The following is a 17,694-nucleotide window of genomic DNA, read 5'->3' as shown; positions in this document are numbered from 1 at the left end:
ACCGCTCCGTGTATGAGAACGCCCACTATAAAGACGAAAAGCCGCCACGCAAATCCCCACTGCGCGCCAGGAATCGCCCTGGCCGCTGGCCGTTGGCCTGCCCATTGCTGTAGCTCAGTACGCCGTTAACCCACACACCGTCGATCCCTTCCGCTGCACGTTGCGGTGTGTTGAAATCTGCCACATCACGCACCCGCAACGGGTCGAACAACACCAGGTCGGCCCAGTACCCTTCGCGAATTTCGCCACGCTCGGATAAGCCAAAGCGCGCTGCCGACAGACCAGTCATCTTGTGCACCGCCGTGTGCAACGGGAACAAGCCGACATCGCGGCTGAAGTGCCCCAGCACCCGCGGGAACGCCCCCCACAAGCGCGGGTGGGGAAACGGGTCTTCGGGCAAACCATCGGAGCCCACCATCGACAACGGATGGGCGAGGATGCGCCGCACATCGTCTTCGTCCATCCCGTAGTACACCGCTCCCGCCGGTTGCAGGCGACGGGCAGCGTCTATTAGCGAAACGCCCCACTCGGCAGCGATAGCCTGCAGATCACGCCCACCCATTTCTGGGTGCGGCGTCGACCAGGTGATGGTGATGCGAAACGCATCGGTCACCTGTTTGAGGTCCAGGGTCGAGGAGCTGGCGGCGTAGGGATAGCAATCACAGCCCACCGGATGATTTTTGGCCGCAGCCTCCAGTGACGCCAACAACTGCGGGCTACGCCCCCAATTACCGGCACCGGCGCATTTAAGGTGGGAAATAATCACCGGCACCTGGGCATGGCGGCCGATCAGAAACGCCTCGTCCATCGCCTCCAGTACCGGCTCGAATTCGCTGCGCAAGTGGGTGGCGTACACCGCGCCGTAGGCCGTCAACTCTTCGGTGAGCTGCAACACTTCATCGGTCTCGGCATTGAACGCGCTGGCGTAGGCCAGGCCTGTGGATAAGCCCAGGGCGCCAGCTTCCAGGCTCTCTTGCAGTTGTATACGCATCGCCGTGATTTCACCGGGCGTGGCAGTGCGGTGCAGGTCATCCATATGATTGCTGCGCAACGCCGTGTGGCCGATCAACGCGGCGACGTTTACCGCCGGATGGGCGCCCTCCACGGCGTTGCGATAGTCGCTGAACCGCGGATAGCGGAACGCCTCACGGCCGCCCAACAAGTTCATCGGGTCTGGCGGGGCACCGCGTAAACTCACCGGCGAGGCACTGATGCCACAGTTGCCGACAATCACCGTGGTCACGCCCTGGCTGAGCTTGGGCAGCATCTGCGGCTGGCGGATCACCACGGTGTCATCGTGGGTGTGCACGTCGATAAAACCCGGTGCCAATACGCGACCATGGGCCTGGATAACATGCTCGGCCTCGGCTGTGGTCAAGTCGCCAATGGCCTTGATACGCCCTTGATGCACTCCCACATCGGCGAGATAGCCCGGGGTGTTGCTGCCATCGATGATCAGCGCCTGGCGTATCAGCGTGTCGTACTTCATATCAGTCTCCAAGCGGCAGGCTGTCAGGGCCGCCGCGGTAATCGTCCAGGGCCAGTTTGATCCGGCGCAGGCGCTCCTGGTTTTCGTCCGGCAGGGCCAGCGCCAGCTCGGTGGCGAGCAGGTCGATAGCCAGCAGCATGCCGTAGCGGGCTGCGGTGGGTTTGTAGATAAAACTGGTTTCCGCCGGTTGCAGCGGTAGCAACACATCCGCCAACTGCGCCAGAGGCGAATCGGCGAGCGTGATGGCGACGATGCGGGCGTCGTAGCTGCGTGCCAGCTTTACCACCTCCAATAACTCGGGGGTCAGTCCAGTGAGGGAGCAGACGATCAATGCGTGCTCCGGTCCCAGGGTGGCCGCCGTGACCCGCATCATCACCGGGTCATGGCTGGCGGCAATCGAGTAGCCCAGCCGCACCAGGCGTACCTGCAATTCATCACTGCACAGGCTCGACGGGCCGCCCATGCCGAATGCATGGATCATCCGCGCCTTGCCCAATAGATTGACCGCATCAACGAAACTGGGTTGATTGAACCCCGACAGGTGCTGACGCAGCGTCGCCTCGATATCGCCGAGGATCTGCCGATGAAACGCCGATTGTTCCGGCAACCCCGCAGGGTCCAAAAAGCGGCTACCCACACCACTGGCCTGGGCCAGTTGCAGGCGCAAATCGCGCAAGTCGCGGCAGCCGACGCTACGGGCAAAGCGTGACAAGGTGGCGGTACTGACTTCGGCCCGCTGGGACAATGCTTCCAGGCTGGCCGAGGCGGCAAAGCCCACATCCTCAAGCATCAGCTTGGCGATACGCCCTTCGCCGGCGCTGAAAGAGTCCTGGCGGGCGCGGATCTGGTAAAGGATGTCCATGGGGGCTCCGGGTCTTATAAAACCAGTGACAGGCCGTAGGTAAGACCGAAGGCGACCAGCGAAATCAGGGTCTCCAGCACGGTCCAGGTCTTGAAGGTCTGGATCACCGTCATATTGAAGTATTCCTTGATCAGCCAGAAGCCGCCGTCGTTAACGTGGGAAAAGATCACCGAACCCGCGCCGGTCGCCAGTACCAACAATTCTGGGTGTGGATAACCCAAGCCCAGGGCGACGGGGGCGACTACACCAGACGCCGTGGTCATGGCGACCGTGGCCGAGCCGGTGGCGATACGCATCAGGGCGGCGAACAGCCAGCCCATCACCAGCGGCGACAAGTGGAACGCATGGGCCAGGCCGAGGATTTCGTTGGTCACCCCGGCATCTACCAGGATGCGGTTCAAACCGCCGCCCGCGCCCACCAGCAAGGTGATGCTGGCCGTCGGCGCCAGGCATTCGTTGGTGAACTTGAGAATCGACTCACGGTTGAAGCCCTGGGCCAGGCCCAGGGTCCAGAAGCTCACCAGGGTCGCCACCAACAGGGCGATCACCGAGTTGCCGATAAACAGCAGGAACTGGTTGAAACCAGTGCCTGGGGTGGAAATCACGTTAGCCCAACCACCGATCATCATCAGCACCACCGGCAGCAGGATGGTGCCCATGGTCAACGCGAAGCTGGGCAGGCGGGTACGCGGTTCGCGCTCGATGAACTGGCGCTCCAACGGGTTTTCCGCCGGCAGGTGAATATGCGGCACGATGAACTTGGCATAGACCGGACCGGCGATGATCGCCGTGGGGATACCGATCAAAATCGCATACAGCACTGTCTGACCGACCGAAGCGTTGTAGGCCAGCACCGCCATCATCGCCGCCGGGTGCGGCGGCACCAGCGCGTGCACCACCGACAGGCCGGCGACCATCGGCAGGCCGACCATCAGGATCGACACCCCCACGCGCCGCGCCACGGTAAAGGCAATCGGCACCAGCAGCACAAACCCGACCTCGAAAAACAGCGGCAGCCCCACCAGGAACGCAATGCACACCATCGCCCAGTGGGCATTGCGCTCACCGAAGCGGTTGATCAGCGTGCGGGCCACCTGCTCGGCGCCACCGGACTCGGCCATCATCTTGCCGAGCATGGTGCCCAGCGCCACCACCAGGGCGATATGCCCCAGGGTTTTACCCACGCCCGCCTCGTACGAACCCATGATGGTATCGGCCGGCATGCCGGCCATCAGCGCCAGGCCGATGGACACCAGGGTGATGACAATAAACGGGTTGAGTCGGTAACGTGCAATCAGCACGATCAATGCAATGATGGCAATGGCAGCGTATGCCAGTAGCCCGAAGCCCGGTGATGCGGCCATGCGGTACTCCTCGGAAAGGGTCACGTCGAATTGGTTGTGAAACTCATAAATCATTGCCGAGGAATATTTTCAATTTTTATGAAAGTAATTTTCGCCCACAGATAAGCGCTGTCGCTTGGGGATATGTCCAGCGCCAGCCCATGAAAATTCGGGGTGTGTTCTTACATGAAGATCAGAGGATGTCGGAAACTCAAGCGCCGCCCTCGAGTCATAGAATGCGCCCTCACTCTGTTCAGGAAACCGCTCATGATTCGCACCACAATCGCCGCCAGCGCCCTGCTTCTGTCCCTGTGCGGCAGCGCTTTTGCCGCTGACAATGGCGCATTGAAGAAATGCATGGACAGCGCCAACACCACGGCAGACATGGTCAATTGCAACGCCAAGCAAACCAAGGTGCAGGACGAACGCCTGAACCGTGCCTACAAGACCGCCCTCGCCGCCCAGGAAGGCGCGCGCAAGCAGCAACTGCAAGATGTGCAGCGCCTGTGGATCAAGTACCGCGATGCCAATTGCGCCTTTGCCGGCAGTGCCACCGGCGGCACTATCGATCAGGTCAACGGTTCCGGCTGCGTGCTGGACATGACCCAGACCCGCGCCCAGGAACTCGAAGACCTGGTCGGGCCTTAATATCAGTCGTGGTGAACCTTCGCACGCTTGAGCAGCTTCTTGCAGCGCTCGGATAAATGCAGCACCCGCAGGTGCTTGCCGGCCTTGGAGTAGCGTTCACGCAGGGTCATCAGCGCGGCAATCGCCGAATAGTCGACAAAGCTCAGGTGACGGCAATCCAGCGTCACCTGGGCCGGGTCGTTGGCCGGGTCGAATTGATTCAGGAACGGCGTGGTCGAGGCAAAGAACAAGGTGCCATGCAGGCGGTAAAGCTTGCTGCCGTCAGCCTCCAGATGTTCATCCGCGTACAGCTCCCGCGCCTGCTGCCAGGCGAAGTTCAGCGCCGCGATGACGATACCGCACAACACCGCGGTGGCCAGGTCGGTGAACACCGTGATGATCGTCACCGCCATGATCACCAGTACGTCATTGAGCGGCACCTTGTTGATCACCCGCAGCGATGCCCAGGCGAAGGTCTGCTGCGACACCACGAACATCACGCCCACCAGCGCCGCCAGCGGAATTCGTTCGATCAGCGGTGATAGAAACAGAATGAACAACAGGATCATCACCCCGGCAAACACCCCGGAGAAACGCCCGCGCCCGCCGGAGCTGAGGTTGATCACGGTCTGCCCGATCATCGCGCAACCACCCATGCCACCGAACAGGCCCGAAACCATGTTCGCTGCGCCCAGGGCCACGCTTTCGCGGTCGGGGTAGCCACGGGTCTCGGTGATTTCATCAGTGAGGTTGAGGGTCAGCAGGGTTTCCAACAGGCCAACCATCGCCATCAGGAACGCGTAGGGCGCGATGATGCCGAGGGTTTCCAGGGTCCAGGGGATCTGCGGCAGGGCGAAGGTTGGCAAGCCGCCGGCGATATGCGCCATATCGCCCAAGGTGCGGGTCGGCAGGCCAAGCAGGTAGACCGCCAGGCCAACCCCCAGGATCGCCACCAGCGCGGGGGGCACGGCACGGGTCAGGCGCGGCAGCAGGTAGACAATTGCCATGGTCACCACCACCAGGCCGGTCATCACATACAACGGCGTACCACTGAGCCAGTGTTCGCCGCTCTTGAAATGCTCCAGTTGCGCCAGCGCAATGATGATCGCCAGGCCGTTGACGAAACCGAGCATCACCGAGTGCGGCACCATGCGCACCAGCTTGCCCAGGCGCAGCACGCCGAATGCGACCATGATCAGCCCGCCCAGCAGCACCGTCGCCAGCAGATACTCCACCCCGTGCTGCACCACCAGCGCGACGATCACCACCGCCATCGAACCCGCTGCGCCCGAGACCATGCCGGGTCGGCCGCCGAACAGCGCGGTGAGGGTGCAGATGATAAAGGCGCCGTAGAGCCCCATCAGCGGGTTGAGATGGGCTACCAGGGCAAAGGCGATGCATTCGGGCAGCAGCGCGAAAGACGTGGTGAGGCCGGCCAGGGCATCGGCGCGCAGACGGGTGAGGTTCATGGAGTACCAGGGAGATGCGGGGATAAGGCGGGGAATGGTACGGAATTGCGGCGGGTGGGGCTAGCCTCGAAGACCGAGTCGCCTCAATCGGGAGCAAGCCCCCTCCCACACTTGAATGCATTCCAAAGTTGGAATTCGGTCAAATGTGGGAGGGGGCTTGCTCCCGATAGCAGCACCTTGGTCTCAAGCGAACATCACACCATTTCGTCGCGAATCCACTCCACCACCGACGTACGCTTCGGCACCCAGCCCAACAACTCACGGGCATGCTTGCCACGCACCCGGCTGTTGGAACCCAGCCCGTAGTTGGCCATTTCATAGCCCCATTCGGCCTCAGCCTCGGCCAATGGCCAATCCTGCGGCTCGCCCAGGTTCAGCGCTTGGGCAATGGCCGTGGTCATATCGATAAACGCTGCTTCGCCGCTTTCCACAAAGTAGAACGTACCCGGCACGTTTTTGGTCAGCGCCAGCAGGTACAGGGCCACCACGTCTTCGATATGCACATTGGACCAGATGTTCTGCCCCGGGCCCACATGGCGCACCACACCACTTTTGCGCGCCTGCTTGAGCAAGCGCGGCAATTGCACGCTGTCACGCTTCACGCCCAGGCTGTGGCCGTAGATCAGGGTGTTGCAGATCACCGCCGAATTGACGCCGTCGCTGGCGGCCGCGAGGATCAAGTTGTCGATCGCCACGCGCGCGGCCTTGTCGACAGTCGGCTCCGGCAGATTGTCTTCAAAATAGATGACATCGCTGGCCTTGCCGCCCGACGCATCGCCGACAATGCTCGAGCCGCTGGTGTGCAGGAACGGCTTGTTCGAGCCTTTCAAGGCGGCCAGCAGGGTTTCCACTGCGGCGCGATGGTCGCTGCTGGCGGCATTGATCACTGCATCGGCCTTGTGCGCCTGCTCGGTCAACACGGCGGCGTCGTCAAGGGTTCCGATCACCGGGGTGATACCCAGGGCGGTCATCTCGGCAGCTTGCTCGGCGCTGCGCACCAGGCCGGTGACGTGGTGGCCGGCCTTGACCAGGCCGGTGGCGATGGAACCGCCGATAAACCCTGCGGCGCCGGTAACGAATACGTTCATGGAGGTTGCTCCTGACTGGGTAAGTGATGGAGCCAGTATCAAGCACCCCTCCCAGCCGAATAAGCCCGTCTCACCCAATTCACTCTTGCGTGCAGATCACGAATCAGCGGGCATACCGCGCCAGTTTGGCCTGAATAAAATCCAGGAAACACTGGATGCGCAGCGCCAATTGCGAGTTGCGGTAGAACACCGCATGGATCGGCTGGCGATAACCGCTGTTGAACGCCTCCAACATCGGCATCAGGCGCCCGGTGTCGATGTCGTCGATAGTCATGAAGTTCGACAGGCAGCAAATGCCCTGCCCTTCCAGCGCTAATTGCCGCACAGTTTCGCCACTGGAGGCGCTGACGCTGGGCTGGATCAGCCAGCGATCACCGTCCACATGGCGCAGCGGCCAGTGGTTGAGGGTTTCGGTGTGGGTGAAGCCAAGCAGCGTGTGATCGGCTAACTCGGCTACCGTCGTCGGCGTGCCGTACCGCTTGAGGTAGTCGGGGCTGGCAAGGATATGCAGCGGGGTCGACCCCAGGAAACGCGCATGCAGGGTCGAATCGGCCAGGGCGCCGATGCGAATGGCGATGTCGGTGCTTTGCTCCAGCAGGTCGATGATCAGGTCGTCGCTGTTGAGCTCCAGCTGGATTTCCGGGTAGAGGCTACGGAATTCGGCGATGTACGGCACGATCCCATGCAGCATGAACGGCACGGCAGCGTTGATACGCAGGCGGCCGGCCGGTTTTTTCTGGCGCGACGACAGGCGCTCTTCCAGCTCATCCATCTGTGCCAGAATCACCTTGGCCTGCTCGAAGAAGTACTTGCCCTCTTCGGTCAGGTCCATGCGCCGGGTGGTGCGGTTGATCAAGGTGGTGTCGAGCTTGGCCTCCAGGCGCGACAAGGTGCGGCTGACCGCCGAAGGGGTCTGTCCGACCTGCTCCGCCGCGGCGGAAATCGAACCGCACTCAATCACGCTGACGAAAATCTGTAGCTCATCGGACCGGGCTTTCACAGGCGCTCCTCGTAATCGGTTCAGCGCAGCTTACACCGAGCGGTTGGCGACTCAGCCACTGATCAACAGGTGGCCACCCAACAGCGCCATGCCGATAAAAAAAACGCGCTTGAATAACACTGCGCTGATGCGCTGGCGCAGCGCCTGGCCCAGCCACATGCCCAGCAGCGCCGGCAGCAGTGCCAACATTGAAGCACTGATCTCACCGCCGCCCAAGGTGCCCCGCCACGCCAGGCCTGCGGCGAGCGCCAGGGTCGATACGCTGAACGACAGGCCCAGTGCCTGCACCAACTGATCGCGATTCAAACCCAAGGCTTGCAGGTAGGGCACAGCGGGAATCACGAACACGCCGGTCGCCGAGGTGATAAGGCCAGTGACGGCGCCGCACAGCGGCCCCAGCCAACGTTCGGTGGCCGGGTCTACCCGCAATGCCGGCAGGAACAGCCCGCTCAACGCATACACCAGCAACGCCGCACCCAACCCACGCACCACCCAAGGCCCGCCACCCATGCCCAGCCACACGCTGCCAAGCCCGGTGCCGAGGAAAATCAACAACAGCATCGGCCACAAGCGTTTGACCAAGGCGCTCAAATGGCCGCCAAACGCCAGTTGCCAGAGGTTGGTCACTGTCGAAGGAATGATCAGCAACGCTGCAGCCTGCGCCGGCAACATAGCCAGGCCGAGCATGCCCATGGCCACGGTGGGCAGGCCCAGGCCAATGATGCCCTTGACCGTGCCGGCCAGCAGGAAGCTGCCGATCACCAGCAGCGTCAAGGCAGGACCAAGGTTTTGATAGAACGAGAGAAAGGTATTCATGCGCGTCATTGTGGGAGCTTTCGCCGGGTTCGAAAATTCGCCATATACTGACCCTGACTCTTGATTTGCCTGAGGCTGACGCCATGCACTTTGATCTGATCGACCTGCGCCTCTACCTGCACATCCTCGACACCGGCAATATCACCGCTGGCGCGGCTCGCAGTCATTTGTCCCTGGCTGCCGCCAGCGCACGCATCCGGGCGATGGAGTCTTCACTGGGCATCGCGTTTCTTGACCGTGGCCGCCGTGGCGTCACCCCAACCCCTGCGGGCAAAGCCTTGGCCCGGCACGCTCGCCTGCTGCTGCAACAGGCCGAACACCTGCGACAGGACCTGGCCGAATACGCCAATGGCGTCAAAGGCCAGGTCCGTCTGCTGTGCAACACCACCGCCCTCAGCGAATACCTGCCTGAACTGCTCGCCGGCTTTCTGCGTGAACACCCCAACCTGGATATCGACCTGCAGGAACTGCCCAGCCTGCGCATCACCCAAGCCTTGCGCCAGGGCACGGCCGACCTGGGGATTATTTCCGATGCGGTGGACACCCACGGCTTGCAAACCTTGCCGTTTCGCGATGATCCGTTGGTGCTCATCGTGCCCCTTGACCATCCGCTGACCACAGCCAGCTTCATCGACAGCTTGCAGTACGACTACGTAGGCTTGGCGGCCAACAGTGCGCTGGCGGTGTACTTGGAGGAGCAGGCATTGCACGCAGGCTTTCGCCTGCAAACCCGCATCCGTGCCGACGGTTTTGATGGCTTGATTCGCATGGTCGCCGGCGGCGCCGGCCTGGGCATCGTGCCTCAGGCCGCCTTGGATCGCTGGCCGTCGGAGCGCCGTTTCAAGGTCCAGCCTCTGCGAGAAACCTGGGCCTGCCGCAAGCTGCTGTTATGCGCACGCGACTTCGAACAATTGCCGGGTTACGCCAGAGCTTTGTTCGATGCCTTGGCCCTGCCCTTGCGGAAAAACCCGTAATACACCGCCGACAGTATCAGCAGGAACGGCACGCCAAACACCAGGGTCATCTTGAACGCCTCGGTGAAATAGGTGGTGATCATCACGGCCCCCATCAGCACCAGCCCCAGCAACGTAGTGTACGGAAACAAGCGCAGCTGGAATGACAACTTCGCCCCGCCATGGCGCTTGCGATAGCGGCGGAAGAACAGGTGCGTGAGGAAGATCATGAACCAGGTGAAGATCGCGCCGAACATCGAGATCGCCATCATCAGGGTGAACGAGCTTTCCGGGTACACCACGTTAAGCAAGGTCGCCAGGGCGATGCCCGAGCTGGACAGCAACAGGGCATTGAGCGGGATGCCGTTCTTGCTCAAGGCGCCCATGGCCTTGGGCGCAAAGCCTGCGCGGGACAGGCTGAACATCATGCGCGTGGTGATGTAGAGCTGGCTGTTCATCGCCGACAGCGCCGCGATCAGGATCACGAAGTTCATCACCCCGGTGGCACCAGGAATGCCGATGGTCTGCATCACCGTGACGAATGGGCTCTGGGTCTGGCCCGCCTGGTTCCACGGCACGATGGCGAGCATCAGCGTCAGGGTCAGCAGGTAGAACACCACCAGGCGCACAATGGTAGCGCGAAAGGCTTTCTTCACCGCCTGTTCCGGATCGGCGGCTTCACCGGCGGCCACGGCGATCATCTCGACGCTGAGGTAGCTGAAGATCGACACGATCACCGCGATCCACATGCCGCTTAAGCCATGGGGAAAAAACCCGTCGTGGGCCGTGTAGTTCTGCACCCCGTAGTCCGGGTTGCCGGAGCCGAACACCACATACACGGCGAGGATGATGAAACCGACGATGGCACTGATCTTGATCGTCGAGAACCAGTATTCGAAGTTACCGAAGGTCTTCACGCTGATGGCATTGAGCAGGATCAGCACGCTGGAAAACGACACGATCCACACCCACTCCGGCACGTTGGCAAACCAGTATTTCATGTACATCGCCACCGCCGTGACCTCGGCGCCTACGGCCAGCACAATCGCCGCCCAGTAGGCATAACGCACCAGGAAGCCGGCCAGTGGGCTGATGTAGAACTCGGCATAGGCGCCAAAGGAGCCGGAGGTGGAATGAGCCACCGTCATCTCCGCCAGGCAGCCCATCAGCAACAAGGTGATCAGCGCGCCGATGGCGTAGCTCACCAGCACGCTCGGCCCGGCATAGCCGATGGCATAGGCGCTGCCCATGAACAGCCCGGTGCCAATGGCGCCACCGATGGCGATCATGCTCATCTGGCCGGAAGTGAGCTGGCGCCGCAGGCCCAGTTCGCGGTGGGTGATCTCTGCAAAGCCGTTGTCTGGCGTGGTCACTGGAGTGCCCCTTTTATTATTGTGATGGTTGCTTGACTGTTGTCACAGATCCCCTGTGGGAGGGGGCTTGCCCCCTCCCACATTGGGTCTGTGGTGCTATTAGGTGACGCTGTTGCGCACTTTGAATTGCGGCTGGTCCCAGGTGGCGTTGTCGAGGATTTCACCGAGGATTTCCACAGCCTCCCAAACCTCGGTGAAGCTTGTGTACAACGGTGTGAAACCAAAACGCATGATCCGCGGCTCGCGGTAATCACCGATCACGCCCCGAGCGATCAGGGCCTGGATCACGGCGTAACCTTCGGGGTGCTCAAAGCTGACGTGGCTGCCACGCCGGGCGTGTTCACGTGGGGTGATCAGGGTCAGGCCATGGGCGGCGCAGCGGCTTTCGACAAGCGCAATAAACAGGTCGGTCAATGCCAGGGATTTAGTCCGCAGGCTGGCCATATCGGTCTGGGCAAAAATCTCCAGGCCGCACTCCACCATGGCCAATGAGGTGATCGGCTGGGTGCCGCACAGGTAGCGCGCAATGCCGGTGCTGGGTGCGTAGGTGGACTCCATGGCGAACTGGCGGGTGTGCCCGAACCAGCCCGACAACGGCTGGCGCACTACGTCCACCAACGCCGGGTTGACCCACACGAACGCCTGGGATCCCGGGCCGCCGTTAAGGTATTTGTAGGTGCAGCCGATCGCATAATCAGCGCCGGCCCGATGCAGGTTGACCGGCACCGCACCCGCCGAATGCGCCAGGTCCCAGATGCTCAGCGCGCCGCACTCGTGGCTCAAGGCTGTAAGCGCCTGCATGTCGTACATGTAGCCGGTCTTGTAGTTGACGTGGGTAAGCATCACCACCGCCACGTCCTGATCGATTGCCTGCGGCAGCTCGTCGGGGCTGTTGACCAACCGCAGGGAATAACCCTGCTGCAGCAATTGCGCCAAGCCCTGCGCGATATACAGATCGGTGGGAAAGTTGCTCGCCTCACTGACGATCACCTTGCGCCCAGGCGCACGTTGGCGCTGCACACTCAACGCCGCACTGAGCACCTTGAACAGATTGATCGAGGTGGTATCGGTGATCACCACTTCACCGTCCCGCGCACCGATCAATGGCGCCAGGCGATTACCCAGGCGCAGGGACAAATCCGCCCAGCCGGCGCTGTTCCAGCTGCGGATCAAACCATTGCCCCACTCCTCGGCAATCACCTGTTGCGCCCGCGCCAATGCCGCCACCGGGCGTGCGCCGAGGGAGTTACCGTCGAGGTAGATCACCCCCTCGGGCAAGGCGAACTGGGCGCGCAGTGGCGCCAATGGGTCCTGGGCGTCGAGGGCTTGGCAATGGCTTGGAGTGGTCATGGGTCGTCCTGGTTTTTATAAGTGAGGATGCAGCAAATAATGAACGAAGCTTTAGAGAATTTTCGTGCAAAGTGGTGGGTAACAGGCTAATTAAGCTGTAGGAAATTCGAATTTAACCTCTAAATACGCGGATTTATTCAAAGCATGATTCTCGACGCCACCGACCTGCGCCTCCTGCATTTCCTGCAACAGGATGGCCGTATCAGCAACCAGGAACTGGCGGAAAAAGTCGCACTTTCGCCCTCTGCCTGCCTGCGCCGTTTGCGCCTGTTGGAAAGCGAGGGCATCATCAGCGGTTACCGTGCGGTATTGAATGCCGAGCAGTTGGGGATCGAGCTGGAAGCCATCGTGCACCTGTCGTTGCGCCAGGATGTAGAGGACTGGCATGAGACCTTTATCAAGAAGGTGCAAGGCTGGCCGGAGGTGGCAAGCGCCTATGTGATCACCGGCGCCAGCAACTATGTGCTGCGGGTGCAGGCGCGCAATCTCAAGCACTTTTCGGACTTTATCGTGAACCACCTGAACCGCACGGCGGGGGTGATGGATATCAGGTCGGAGATTGTGCTGCAGAAGATCAAGGACCGGGATGAGGTGTTGGATCTGGTCGTGCGCAAATAGCACCAACACCACAAATCAAATGTGAACTAAATGTGGGAGGGGGCTTGCTCCCGATAGCGGAGGATCAGTTAGTAAATAAGTGACTGACACACTGCTATCGGGGGCAAGCCCCCTCCCACATTCTGCCCGCGCTCAGTCCTCGAGAGCCCGTACGCGTTGCATGCGTTTTTGCTCCACCGGCGCATCAGCCACCTGCAACTCAAAGTCAAAATCAATCTGCGCAAACCGCCCTTGCACACCAAACTCCCGTGCCAGCTGCGGATCGTCACTGAAGCGAATCTCGGCAATCAGTTCATCGCGCGTGGCATAGGCAAAGTCATCATGCAGGTAAGGATCATCCGACAGGTTGATCTGCGTGGTCAGGTGCCGGTGCCCAGGCGCCGAGATGAAGAAGTGGATATGCGCAGGGCGTTGTCCATGGCGCCCCAGTTGGTCGAGCAATTGCTGCGTCGGCCCGGTGGGCGGGCAGCCATAGCCGGAGGGCACGATGCTGCGAAAACGGTAGTTGCCCTGGGCGTCGGTTTCGATGCGTCGGCGCAGGTTGAATGCCGACTGAGTCGGATCGAACCATGAATAGGTACCGCCCGTATTGGCCTGCCATACATCGACAATCGCCCCCGCCAGTGGCTTGCCATTGGTATCGCGCACTTGCCCACGCATGAACAACGGCACCGCGTCATCCTGGCCATCATCCAACCGCGCTTCGTACTTCGACAACGGCGCGCCGGCTACGTACAACGGGCCTTCGATGGTGCGCGGTGTGCCACCGGACTTGCCGGCCTGTTCATCGGCGGCGTCCATCAGCAGGTCGAGGTAATGCTCCAGGCCCAGGCCTGCGGCGAGCAAGCCGGCTTCCTGGTTTTTGCCCAGTTCATTGAGGTAGTTGACCGCCTTCCAGAATTCTTCCGGGGTCACTTCCAGGTCTTCGATGATGTTCACGGTGTCGCGCAGGATCCGGTACATCAGCGCCTTGGCGCGCGGGTTGCCGGCGTCATTGAGGTTACCGCTGGCTTCTTCGAGAAACCGTTGGGCGTGAGCAGTCTGGGACAGGCGGATGGTCATGGTGCATTCCTCATCTTGTCATTATTAGCTTTTTAAAAGGCGCTTAGCGGTCGTCTGCATGGATCGACGACGGGTGCCGGCACAGCGCATTCACTTCGATGGCCATGTAGGGAAACAGCGGCAGTTGCATCAGCAGGTCGTGCAGGTCCTGCACGCTGTCGACATCGAACACGCTGTAGTTGGCGTAGTGCCCGGCGATGCGCCACAGGTGGCGCCATTTGCCCTCTTGCTGCAGGTGCTGGGCCAGGGCTTTCTCTTCGGCCTTGAGGCTGTCGGCACGCTCGGGGTGCATGTCGAGGGGCAGGTTTACGGTCATTTTTACGTGAAACAACATGGCAGCGCCTCTTAGTGTTTGTCACGACGGAAGAACGCCAGGCGCTCTTCATCGAGCGCCAGGCCCAGGCCCGGCGCAGCGGAAATATGCAGCTGGAAATCGCGGTACAGCGGCTGCTCGGTGAGAATGTCTTCGGTCAGCAACAGCGGGCCGAACAGCTCGGTGTCCCACGCCAGTTTGCTCAGGGTGAGGAATGCATGGGCCGAGGCCAGGGTGCCGATGCCACCTTCGAGCATGGTGCCGCCGTACAGGCCAATGCCGGCCGCTTCGGCAATCGCCGCCGTGCGCAACACAGCGCGAGGCCCGCCGTTCTTGGCGATCTTGAGGGCGAACACCGAGGCCGCGCCTTCGCGGGCCAGGTTGAAGGCATCCTCGACACACTCAATGGACTCATCGGCCATGATCGGCACCGGGCTCGACAGGTTGAGCCGGGCCATACCGCCGCGGTTATTGCGCGAAATCGGTTGCTCGATCAAGTCTATGCCGTTGTCACCAAGCACTTGGCACGCCCGCAGGGCCACGGCTTCATCCCAGGCCTGATTGACGTCGACACGTACACTGGCACGCTCGCCCAGGGCCTTCTTGATCGCGATCACATGGGTCAGGTCACGGCTGATTTCACCGGCGCCGATCTTCAACTTGAAGATGCGGTGGCAGCGCAGGTCGAGCATCTTCTCGGCCTCGTCGATGTCTTGTTCGGTGTTGCCGCTGGCCAGGGTCCAGGCCACCGGCAGCGCATCGCGTACACGCCCGCCGAGCAGTTCGCTGACCGGCAGGCCCCGGCGTTTGCCGAGGGCGTCGAGCAAGGCGCTTTCGATGCCGGACTTGGCAAAGGTGTTGCCGCGAATACTGCGTTCCAGGCGCAACATGGCGGCGTTGATATTGTTCGCATCCTGGCCGATCAACAGCGGCGCGAAATGGCGGTCGATGTTGACTTTGATGCTGTCGGGGCTCTCGTTGCCGTAGCTAAGGCCGCCGATGGTGGTGGCTTCGCCGATGCCTTCGATGCCGTCGGCGCAACGCAGGCGGATGATCACCAAGGTTTGGTTTTGCAGGGTGTGCATCGCCAGCTTGTGCGGGCGAATGGTAGGGAGGTCGACGATGATGGTTTCGATCGACTCGATGACGCAGGTCAGCATGGCAATACCCATTGGGTTCTTTATAGGTTTTGGCCGATTCTGTGCCGTATTTTTGCGGGGTTCCAATATAGAATGGGTCTCAAGCAATACCTTCAAGGTATGAAAGGAGCCGATATGGAACTGCGACACCTGCGCTATTTCCAGGTGCTGGGCGAGACCCTCAACTTCACCCGCGCCGCCGAACGCCTGCACATCGCCCAGCCGCCCTTGAGCCGGCAGATCCAACAGTTGGAGGATGAACTGGGGGTCATTCTGCTGGAGCGTAGCCGCCCCTTGCGCCTGACCGAGGCCGGGCGATTTTTCTATGAGCATGCCAATGTGTTGCTCGAACAATTGGACAAGGTCTGCGACAACACCCGGCGCATCGGCCTGGGTGAAAAGACCTGGTTGGGCATCGGCTTTGCGCCCTCGACCTTGTACGGCGTGCTGCCGGAATTGATTCGGCGCCTGCGCAATCATGAGGCCCTGGAGCTGGAGCTGGGCTTGTCGGAAATGACCACCCTGCAGCAGGTCGACGCGCTCAAGGCCGGGCGCATCGATGTGGGCTTCGGACGGATTCGCATCGACGACCCGGCCATTGTCCAGCGCGTATTGGTGGAGGATCGCCTGGTAGCCGTGCTGCCCAGTGGTCACCCCTTGCTGGACGCCCCCGCCACCCTCGCCCAGTTGGCCGCCGAACCCTTTGTGCTCTACCCCGGCAACCCGCGCCCCAGTTATGCCGACCATGTGTTCGCGCTGTTTGACGCCCATGGCTTGAGCCTGAAGGTTGCACAGTGGACCAACGAGTTGCAGACCGCTATCGGCCTGGTGGGTGCCGGGATGGGTGTGACATTGGTGCCGGCGTCGGTGCAAGTGCTGCATCGGGCGGATATTGGCTATACACCGGTGGTGGAAGCTACTGCGACCTCGCCGATCATTCTCAGCCGGCGGGTAAATGATCAGTCGCTGGGGCTGAGTCATTGCCTGCAACTGGTGGAAGAGTTGATCTGAGATTCCATATGCACCACAAATCCAGTGTGGGGGCTTGCTCCCTCCCACAGTTTGATCCTCATCGTTTTCAAAGGCTGCGCAGGCGCTTGCGTTGCAGGGTTTGGCTGGGGGATTCATCAAACTGCTTGCGGTACTCCGCTGAAAACCTGCCTAAGTGAGTAAACCCCCAACCCAACGCAATTTCCGAGATGGTACGCACCGAGCCCTGCTCAAGAATCTCCTGACGCACAGCCCCCAGCCGATGCTTCTTCAGATAAGCCATGGGCGAGAGCGCAAAGTACTTGCGAAACGCATCGAACAGCTTGAACCGCGACACCCCGGCCGCCGCCTCCAGATCCTCCAGGTGCACGGCTTCGCGGGCGTTGTCATGGATGTACTGGCGCGCACGGATCAGGTAATGCGGCAGTTTTACGCCCAGCACGTCACGCAGCTCTTCGGAGTAGTTATTCGGCTGGGCCAGGATCAGGCCCTTGATCAGTGAGCTTTCCAGGTCGCGGGTGAACGCCGCCTGCTCGTACAACTCGCTGCGGCATTCCAGCTCGGCGATGAAGTAACGCGCCATGCGCCACCACGCAGCCGGGGCGCCCTCCACCGCATCCATCACCGATTCAAAGCGCAGCGGCGCGTCGATGGGCCGTTGCAACAAACCTTCCAGCGATTCACTCATGGCTGCGCGGGTAATCACCACCTGCAACTTGCGGCAGTCACCGGAAATCGCCAGCACCTGGTGTTCATTGGGTGAAATGATCACGCCCTGGTCGCGGTTGGAACTGAGGCGTTCACCGTTCTTGCTCAGTTCCTGCTCGCCCACCAATGGCAGGCTCAGGCTGTAACTGCTGAAGTGCTCGGCGTCTTCGATGTCGATGGTCACGTCGGTGCCGTATTCGATCACGCCCAGGGTGGTGGCGCGGGACTTGAACACGTTGGCACTGTGGTGAAAACGCAGGCGTTCGGGCGTCGCCGTTGCCAGGCGATGGGGGCCGCAAATACCGGACATCCAGCTGCGGGCGCCCTCCAGGTCGAAGCGTTGGATATGAATATCGCGTGTCTGGCTACTCATCGGGCTGCACCCACGGCGGTTAGGCGTTTGCGCGCTCTGGCGGCGCGTCGTTGAACATCAACAGCAAGTTCCAAGCCACGCCAGCACCATCACCACCGGGTGGATAGCAAAGGTCGACTAT

General features: G+C 61.3%; 17 protein-coding genes. 4 read left to right on the top strand and 13 right to left on the bottom strand.

Translation table 11 applies throughout. The annotated features are described in order from the left end of the window. Positions 1-25: 25 nt before the first annotated feature. Genes NMB39_RS04715 through NMB39_RS04705 form a run of 3 tightly spaced genes read right to left on the bottom strand, consistent with a single transcriptional unit; the run spans position 26 to position 3,715 of the window. Positions 26-1,489, bottom strand: a complete 1,464-nt coding sequence (locus NMB39_RS04715) for an N-acyl-D-amino-acid deacylase family protein (RefSeq protein ID WP_494339576.1) — start codon at positions 1,487-1,489, stop codon at positions 26-28. Position 1,490: 1 nt separating this feature from the next. Further along, positions 1,491-2,351: a MurR/RpiR family transcriptional regulator gene (locus tag NMB39_RS04710; protein ID WP_046069498.1), complete on the bottom strand. Its 861-nt coding sequence runs from the start codon at positions 2,349-2,351 to the stop codon at positions 1,491-1,493. 14 nt (positions 2,352-2,365) lie between these two features. After that, positions 2,366-3,715 (bottom strand): GntT/GntP/DsdX family permease, encoded by a 1,350-nt coding sequence (locus tag NMB39_RS04705; RefSeq protein ID WP_068967798.1) that lies wholly within the window; start codon positions 3,713-3,715, stop codon positions 2,366-2,368. 246 nt (positions 3,716-3,961) lie between these two features. Here NMB39_RS04705 and NMB39_RS04700 point away from each other — a divergent pair, with 246 nt between their 5' ends. Then, positions 3,962-4,342 (top strand): lysozyme inhibitor LprI family protein, encoded by a 381-nt coding sequence (locus NMB39_RS04700; protein ID WP_306956419.1) that lies wholly within the window; start codon positions 3,962-3,964, stop codon positions 4,340-4,342. A gap of 2 nt (positions 4,343-4,344) precedes the next feature. Here the strand turns inward: NMB39_RS04700 and NMB39_RS04695 are convergent, their stop codons facing one another. The 4 genes from NMB39_RS04695 to NMB39_RS04680 form a co-directional block, all read right to left on the bottom strand. Continuing rightward, positions 4,345-5,790, bottom strand: coding sequence for a SulP family inorganic anion transporter (locus tag NMB39_RS04695; RefSeq protein WP_494339577.1), 1,446 nt, complete (start codon positions 5,788-5,790; stop codon positions 4,345-4,347). 194 nt (positions 5,791-5,984) lie between these two features. Next, positions 5,985-6,878: an NAD-dependent epimerase/dehydratase family protein gene (locus NMB39_RS04690; protein WP_494339578.1), complete on the bottom strand. Its 894-nt coding sequence runs from the start codon at positions 6,876-6,878 to the stop codon at positions 5,985-5,987. Between the two features lie 103 nt (positions 6,879-6,981). Next, entirely contained in the window at positions 6,982-7,878 is an 897-nt protein-coding gene (locus tag NMB39_RS04685; RefSeq protein ID WP_494339579.1) for a LysR substrate-binding domain-containing protein, read from the bottom strand. Positions 7,879-7,929: 51 nt separating this feature from the next. After that, the gene (locus tag NMB39_RS04680; protein WP_494339580.1) at positions 7,930-8,694 is read right to left on the bottom strand and encodes a sulfite exporter TauE/SafE family protein; all 765 of its coding nucleotides are present in this window, start codon (positions 8,692-8,694) and stop codon (positions 7,930-7,932) included. A gap of 83 nt (positions 8,695-8,777) precedes the next feature. Here NMB39_RS04680 and NMB39_RS04675 point away from each other — a divergent pair, with 83 nt between their 5' ends. Continuing rightward, positions 8,778-9,668 (top strand): LysR substrate-binding domain-containing protein, encoded by an 891-nt coding sequence (locus NMB39_RS04675; RefSeq protein ID WP_056845993.1) that lies wholly within the window; start codon positions 8,778-8,780, stop codon positions 9,666-9,668. On the opposite strand, the gene NMB39_RS04670 is transcribed toward NMB39_RS04675, so the two are convergent. Together NMB39_RS04670 and kynU are read right to left on the bottom strand one after the other, a co-directional pair. Beyond that, positions 9,614-11,020 carry an amino acid permease gene (locus tag NMB39_RS04670; RefSeq protein ID WP_494339581.1) on the bottom strand — a complete coding sequence of 469 codons (1,407 nt, stop codon included), beginning with the start codon at positions 11,018-11,020 and terminating at the stop codon, positions 9,614-9,616. The two genes, NMB39_RS04675 and NMB39_RS04670, sit on opposite strands and share 55 nt — an antisense overlap. A 99-nt stretch (positions 11,021-11,119) precedes the next feature. After that, complete coding sequence (kynU, locus tag NMB39_RS04665) at positions 11,120-12,370, bottom strand: kynureninase (RefSeq protein WP_494339582.1); 1,251 nt, start codon at positions 12,368-12,370, stop codon at positions 11,120-11,122. A gap of 144 nt (positions 12,371-12,514) precedes the next feature. On the opposite strand from kynU, the gene NMB39_RS04660 reads away from it, so the two are divergent. Continuing rightward, positions 12,515-12,988, top strand: a complete 474-nt coding sequence (locus tag NMB39_RS04660) for an Lrp/AsnC family transcriptional regulator (protein ID WP_003176072.1) — start codon at positions 12,515-12,517, stop codon at positions 12,986-12,988. Positions 12,989-13,120: 132 nt separating this feature from the next. On the opposite strand, the gene catA is transcribed toward NMB39_RS04660, so the two are convergent. Genes catA through NMB39_RS04645 form a run of 3 tightly spaced genes read right to left on the bottom strand, consistent with a single transcriptional unit; the run spans position 13,121 to position 15,523 of the window. Continuing rightward, positions 13,121-14,050 (bottom strand): catechol 1,2-dioxygenase, encoded by a 930-nt coding sequence (gene catA, locus NMB39_RS04655; RefSeq protein WP_057013104.1) that lies wholly within the window; start codon positions 14,048-14,050, stop codon positions 13,121-13,123. 43 nt (positions 14,051-14,093) lie between these two features. Further along, positions 14,094-14,384 carry a muconolactone Delta-isomerase gene (gene catC, locus NMB39_RS04650; RefSeq protein ID WP_198719374.1) on the bottom strand — a complete coding sequence of 97 codons (291 nt, stop codon included), beginning with the start codon at positions 14,382-14,384 and terminating at the stop codon, positions 14,094-14,096. An 11-nt stretch (positions 14,385-14,395) separates the two neighbouring features. Next, a complete protein-coding gene (locus NMB39_RS04645) occupies positions 14,396-15,523 on the bottom strand; it encodes a muconate cycloisomerase family protein (protein WP_494340611.1) in 1,128 nt (375 codons plus the stop codon). A gap of 114 nt (positions 15,524-15,637) precedes the next feature. Here NMB39_RS04645 and NMB39_RS04640 point away from each other — a divergent pair, with 114 nt between their 5' ends. Continuing rightward, positions 15,638-16,513, top strand: a complete 876-nt coding sequence (locus NMB39_RS04640; RefSeq protein ID WP_494339583.1) for a LysR family transcriptional regulator — start codon at positions 15,638-15,640, stop codon at positions 16,511-16,513. A 67-nt stretch (positions 16,514-16,580) separates the two neighbouring features. Here NMB39_RS04640 and NMB39_RS04635 read toward each other — a convergent pair whose 3' ends face one another. Then, complete coding sequence (locus NMB39_RS04635; RefSeq protein ID WP_057025158.1) at positions 16,581-17,573, bottom strand: AraC family transcriptional regulator; 993 nt, start codon at positions 17,571-17,573, stop codon at positions 16,581-16,583. Between the last annotated feature and the right edge of the window lie 121 nt (positions 17,574-17,694).

This window comes from Pseudomonas sp. FBCC-B545 (genome assembly GCF_059134095.1).
This window is presented reverse-complemented; position numbering and strand designations above follow the sequence as displayed.

Excerpts from the sequence above, each read along its gene's own strand:
- NMB39_RS04715 (WP_494339576.1), bottom strand. The coding sequence starts at position 1,489 with ATGAAGTACGACACGCTGATACGCCAGGCGCTGATCATCGATGGCAGC.
- NMB39_RS04710 (WP_046069498.1), bottom strand. The coding sequence starts at position 2,351 with ATGGACATCCTTTACCAGATCCGCGCCCGCCAGGACTCTTTCAGCGCC.
- NMB39_RS04705 (WP_068967798.1), bottom strand. The coding sequence starts at position 3,715 with ATGGCCGCATCACCGGGCTTCGGGCTACTGGCATACGCTGCCATTGCC.
- NMB39_RS04700 (WP_306956419.1), top strand. The coding sequence starts at position 3,962 with ATGATTCGCACCACAATCGCCGCCAGCGCCCTGCTTCTGTCCCTGTGC.
- NMB39_RS04695 (WP_494339577.1), bottom strand. The coding sequence starts at position 5,790 with ATGAACCTCACCCGTCTGCGCGCCGATGCCCTGGCCGGCCTCACCACG.
- NMB39_RS04690 (WP_494339578.1), bottom strand. The coding sequence starts at position 6,878 with ATGAACGTATTCGTTACCGGCGCCGCAGGGTTTATCGGCGGTTCCATC.
- NMB39_RS04680 (WP_494339580.1), bottom strand. The coding sequence starts at position 8,694 with ATGAATACCTTTCTCTCGTTCTATCAAAACCTTGGTCCTGCCTTGACG.
- NMB39_RS04675 (WP_056845993.1), top strand. The coding sequence starts at position 8,778 with ATGCACTTTGATCTGATCGACCTGCGCCTCTACCTGCACATCCTCGAC.
- kynU (WP_494339582.1), bottom strand. The coding sequence starts at position 12,370 with ATGACCACTCCAAGCCATTGCCAAGCCCTCGACGCCCAGGACCCATTG.
- NMB39_RS04660 (WP_003176072.1), top strand. The coding sequence starts at position 12,515 with ATGATTCTCGACGCCACCGACCTGCGCCTCCTGCATTTCCTGCAACAG.
- catA (WP_057013104.1), bottom strand. The coding sequence starts at position 14,050 with ATGACCATCCGCCTGTCCCAGACTGCTCACGCCCAACGGTTTCTCGAA.
- catC (WP_198719374.1), bottom strand. The coding sequence starts at position 14,384 with ATGTTGTTTCACGTAAAAATGACCGTAAACCTGCCCCTCGACATGCAC.
- NMB39_RS04645 (WP_494340611.1), bottom strand. The coding sequence starts at position 15,523 with ATGCTGACCTGCGTCATCGAGTCGATCGAAACCATCATCGTCGACCTC.
- NMB39_RS04640 (WP_494339583.1), top strand. The coding sequence starts at position 15,638 with ATGGAACTGCGACACCTGCGCTATTTCCAGGTGCTGGGCGAGACCCTC.
- NMB39_RS04635 (WP_057025158.1), bottom strand. The coding sequence starts at position 17,573 with ATGAGTAGCCAGACACGCGATATTCATATCCAACGCTTCGACCTGGAG.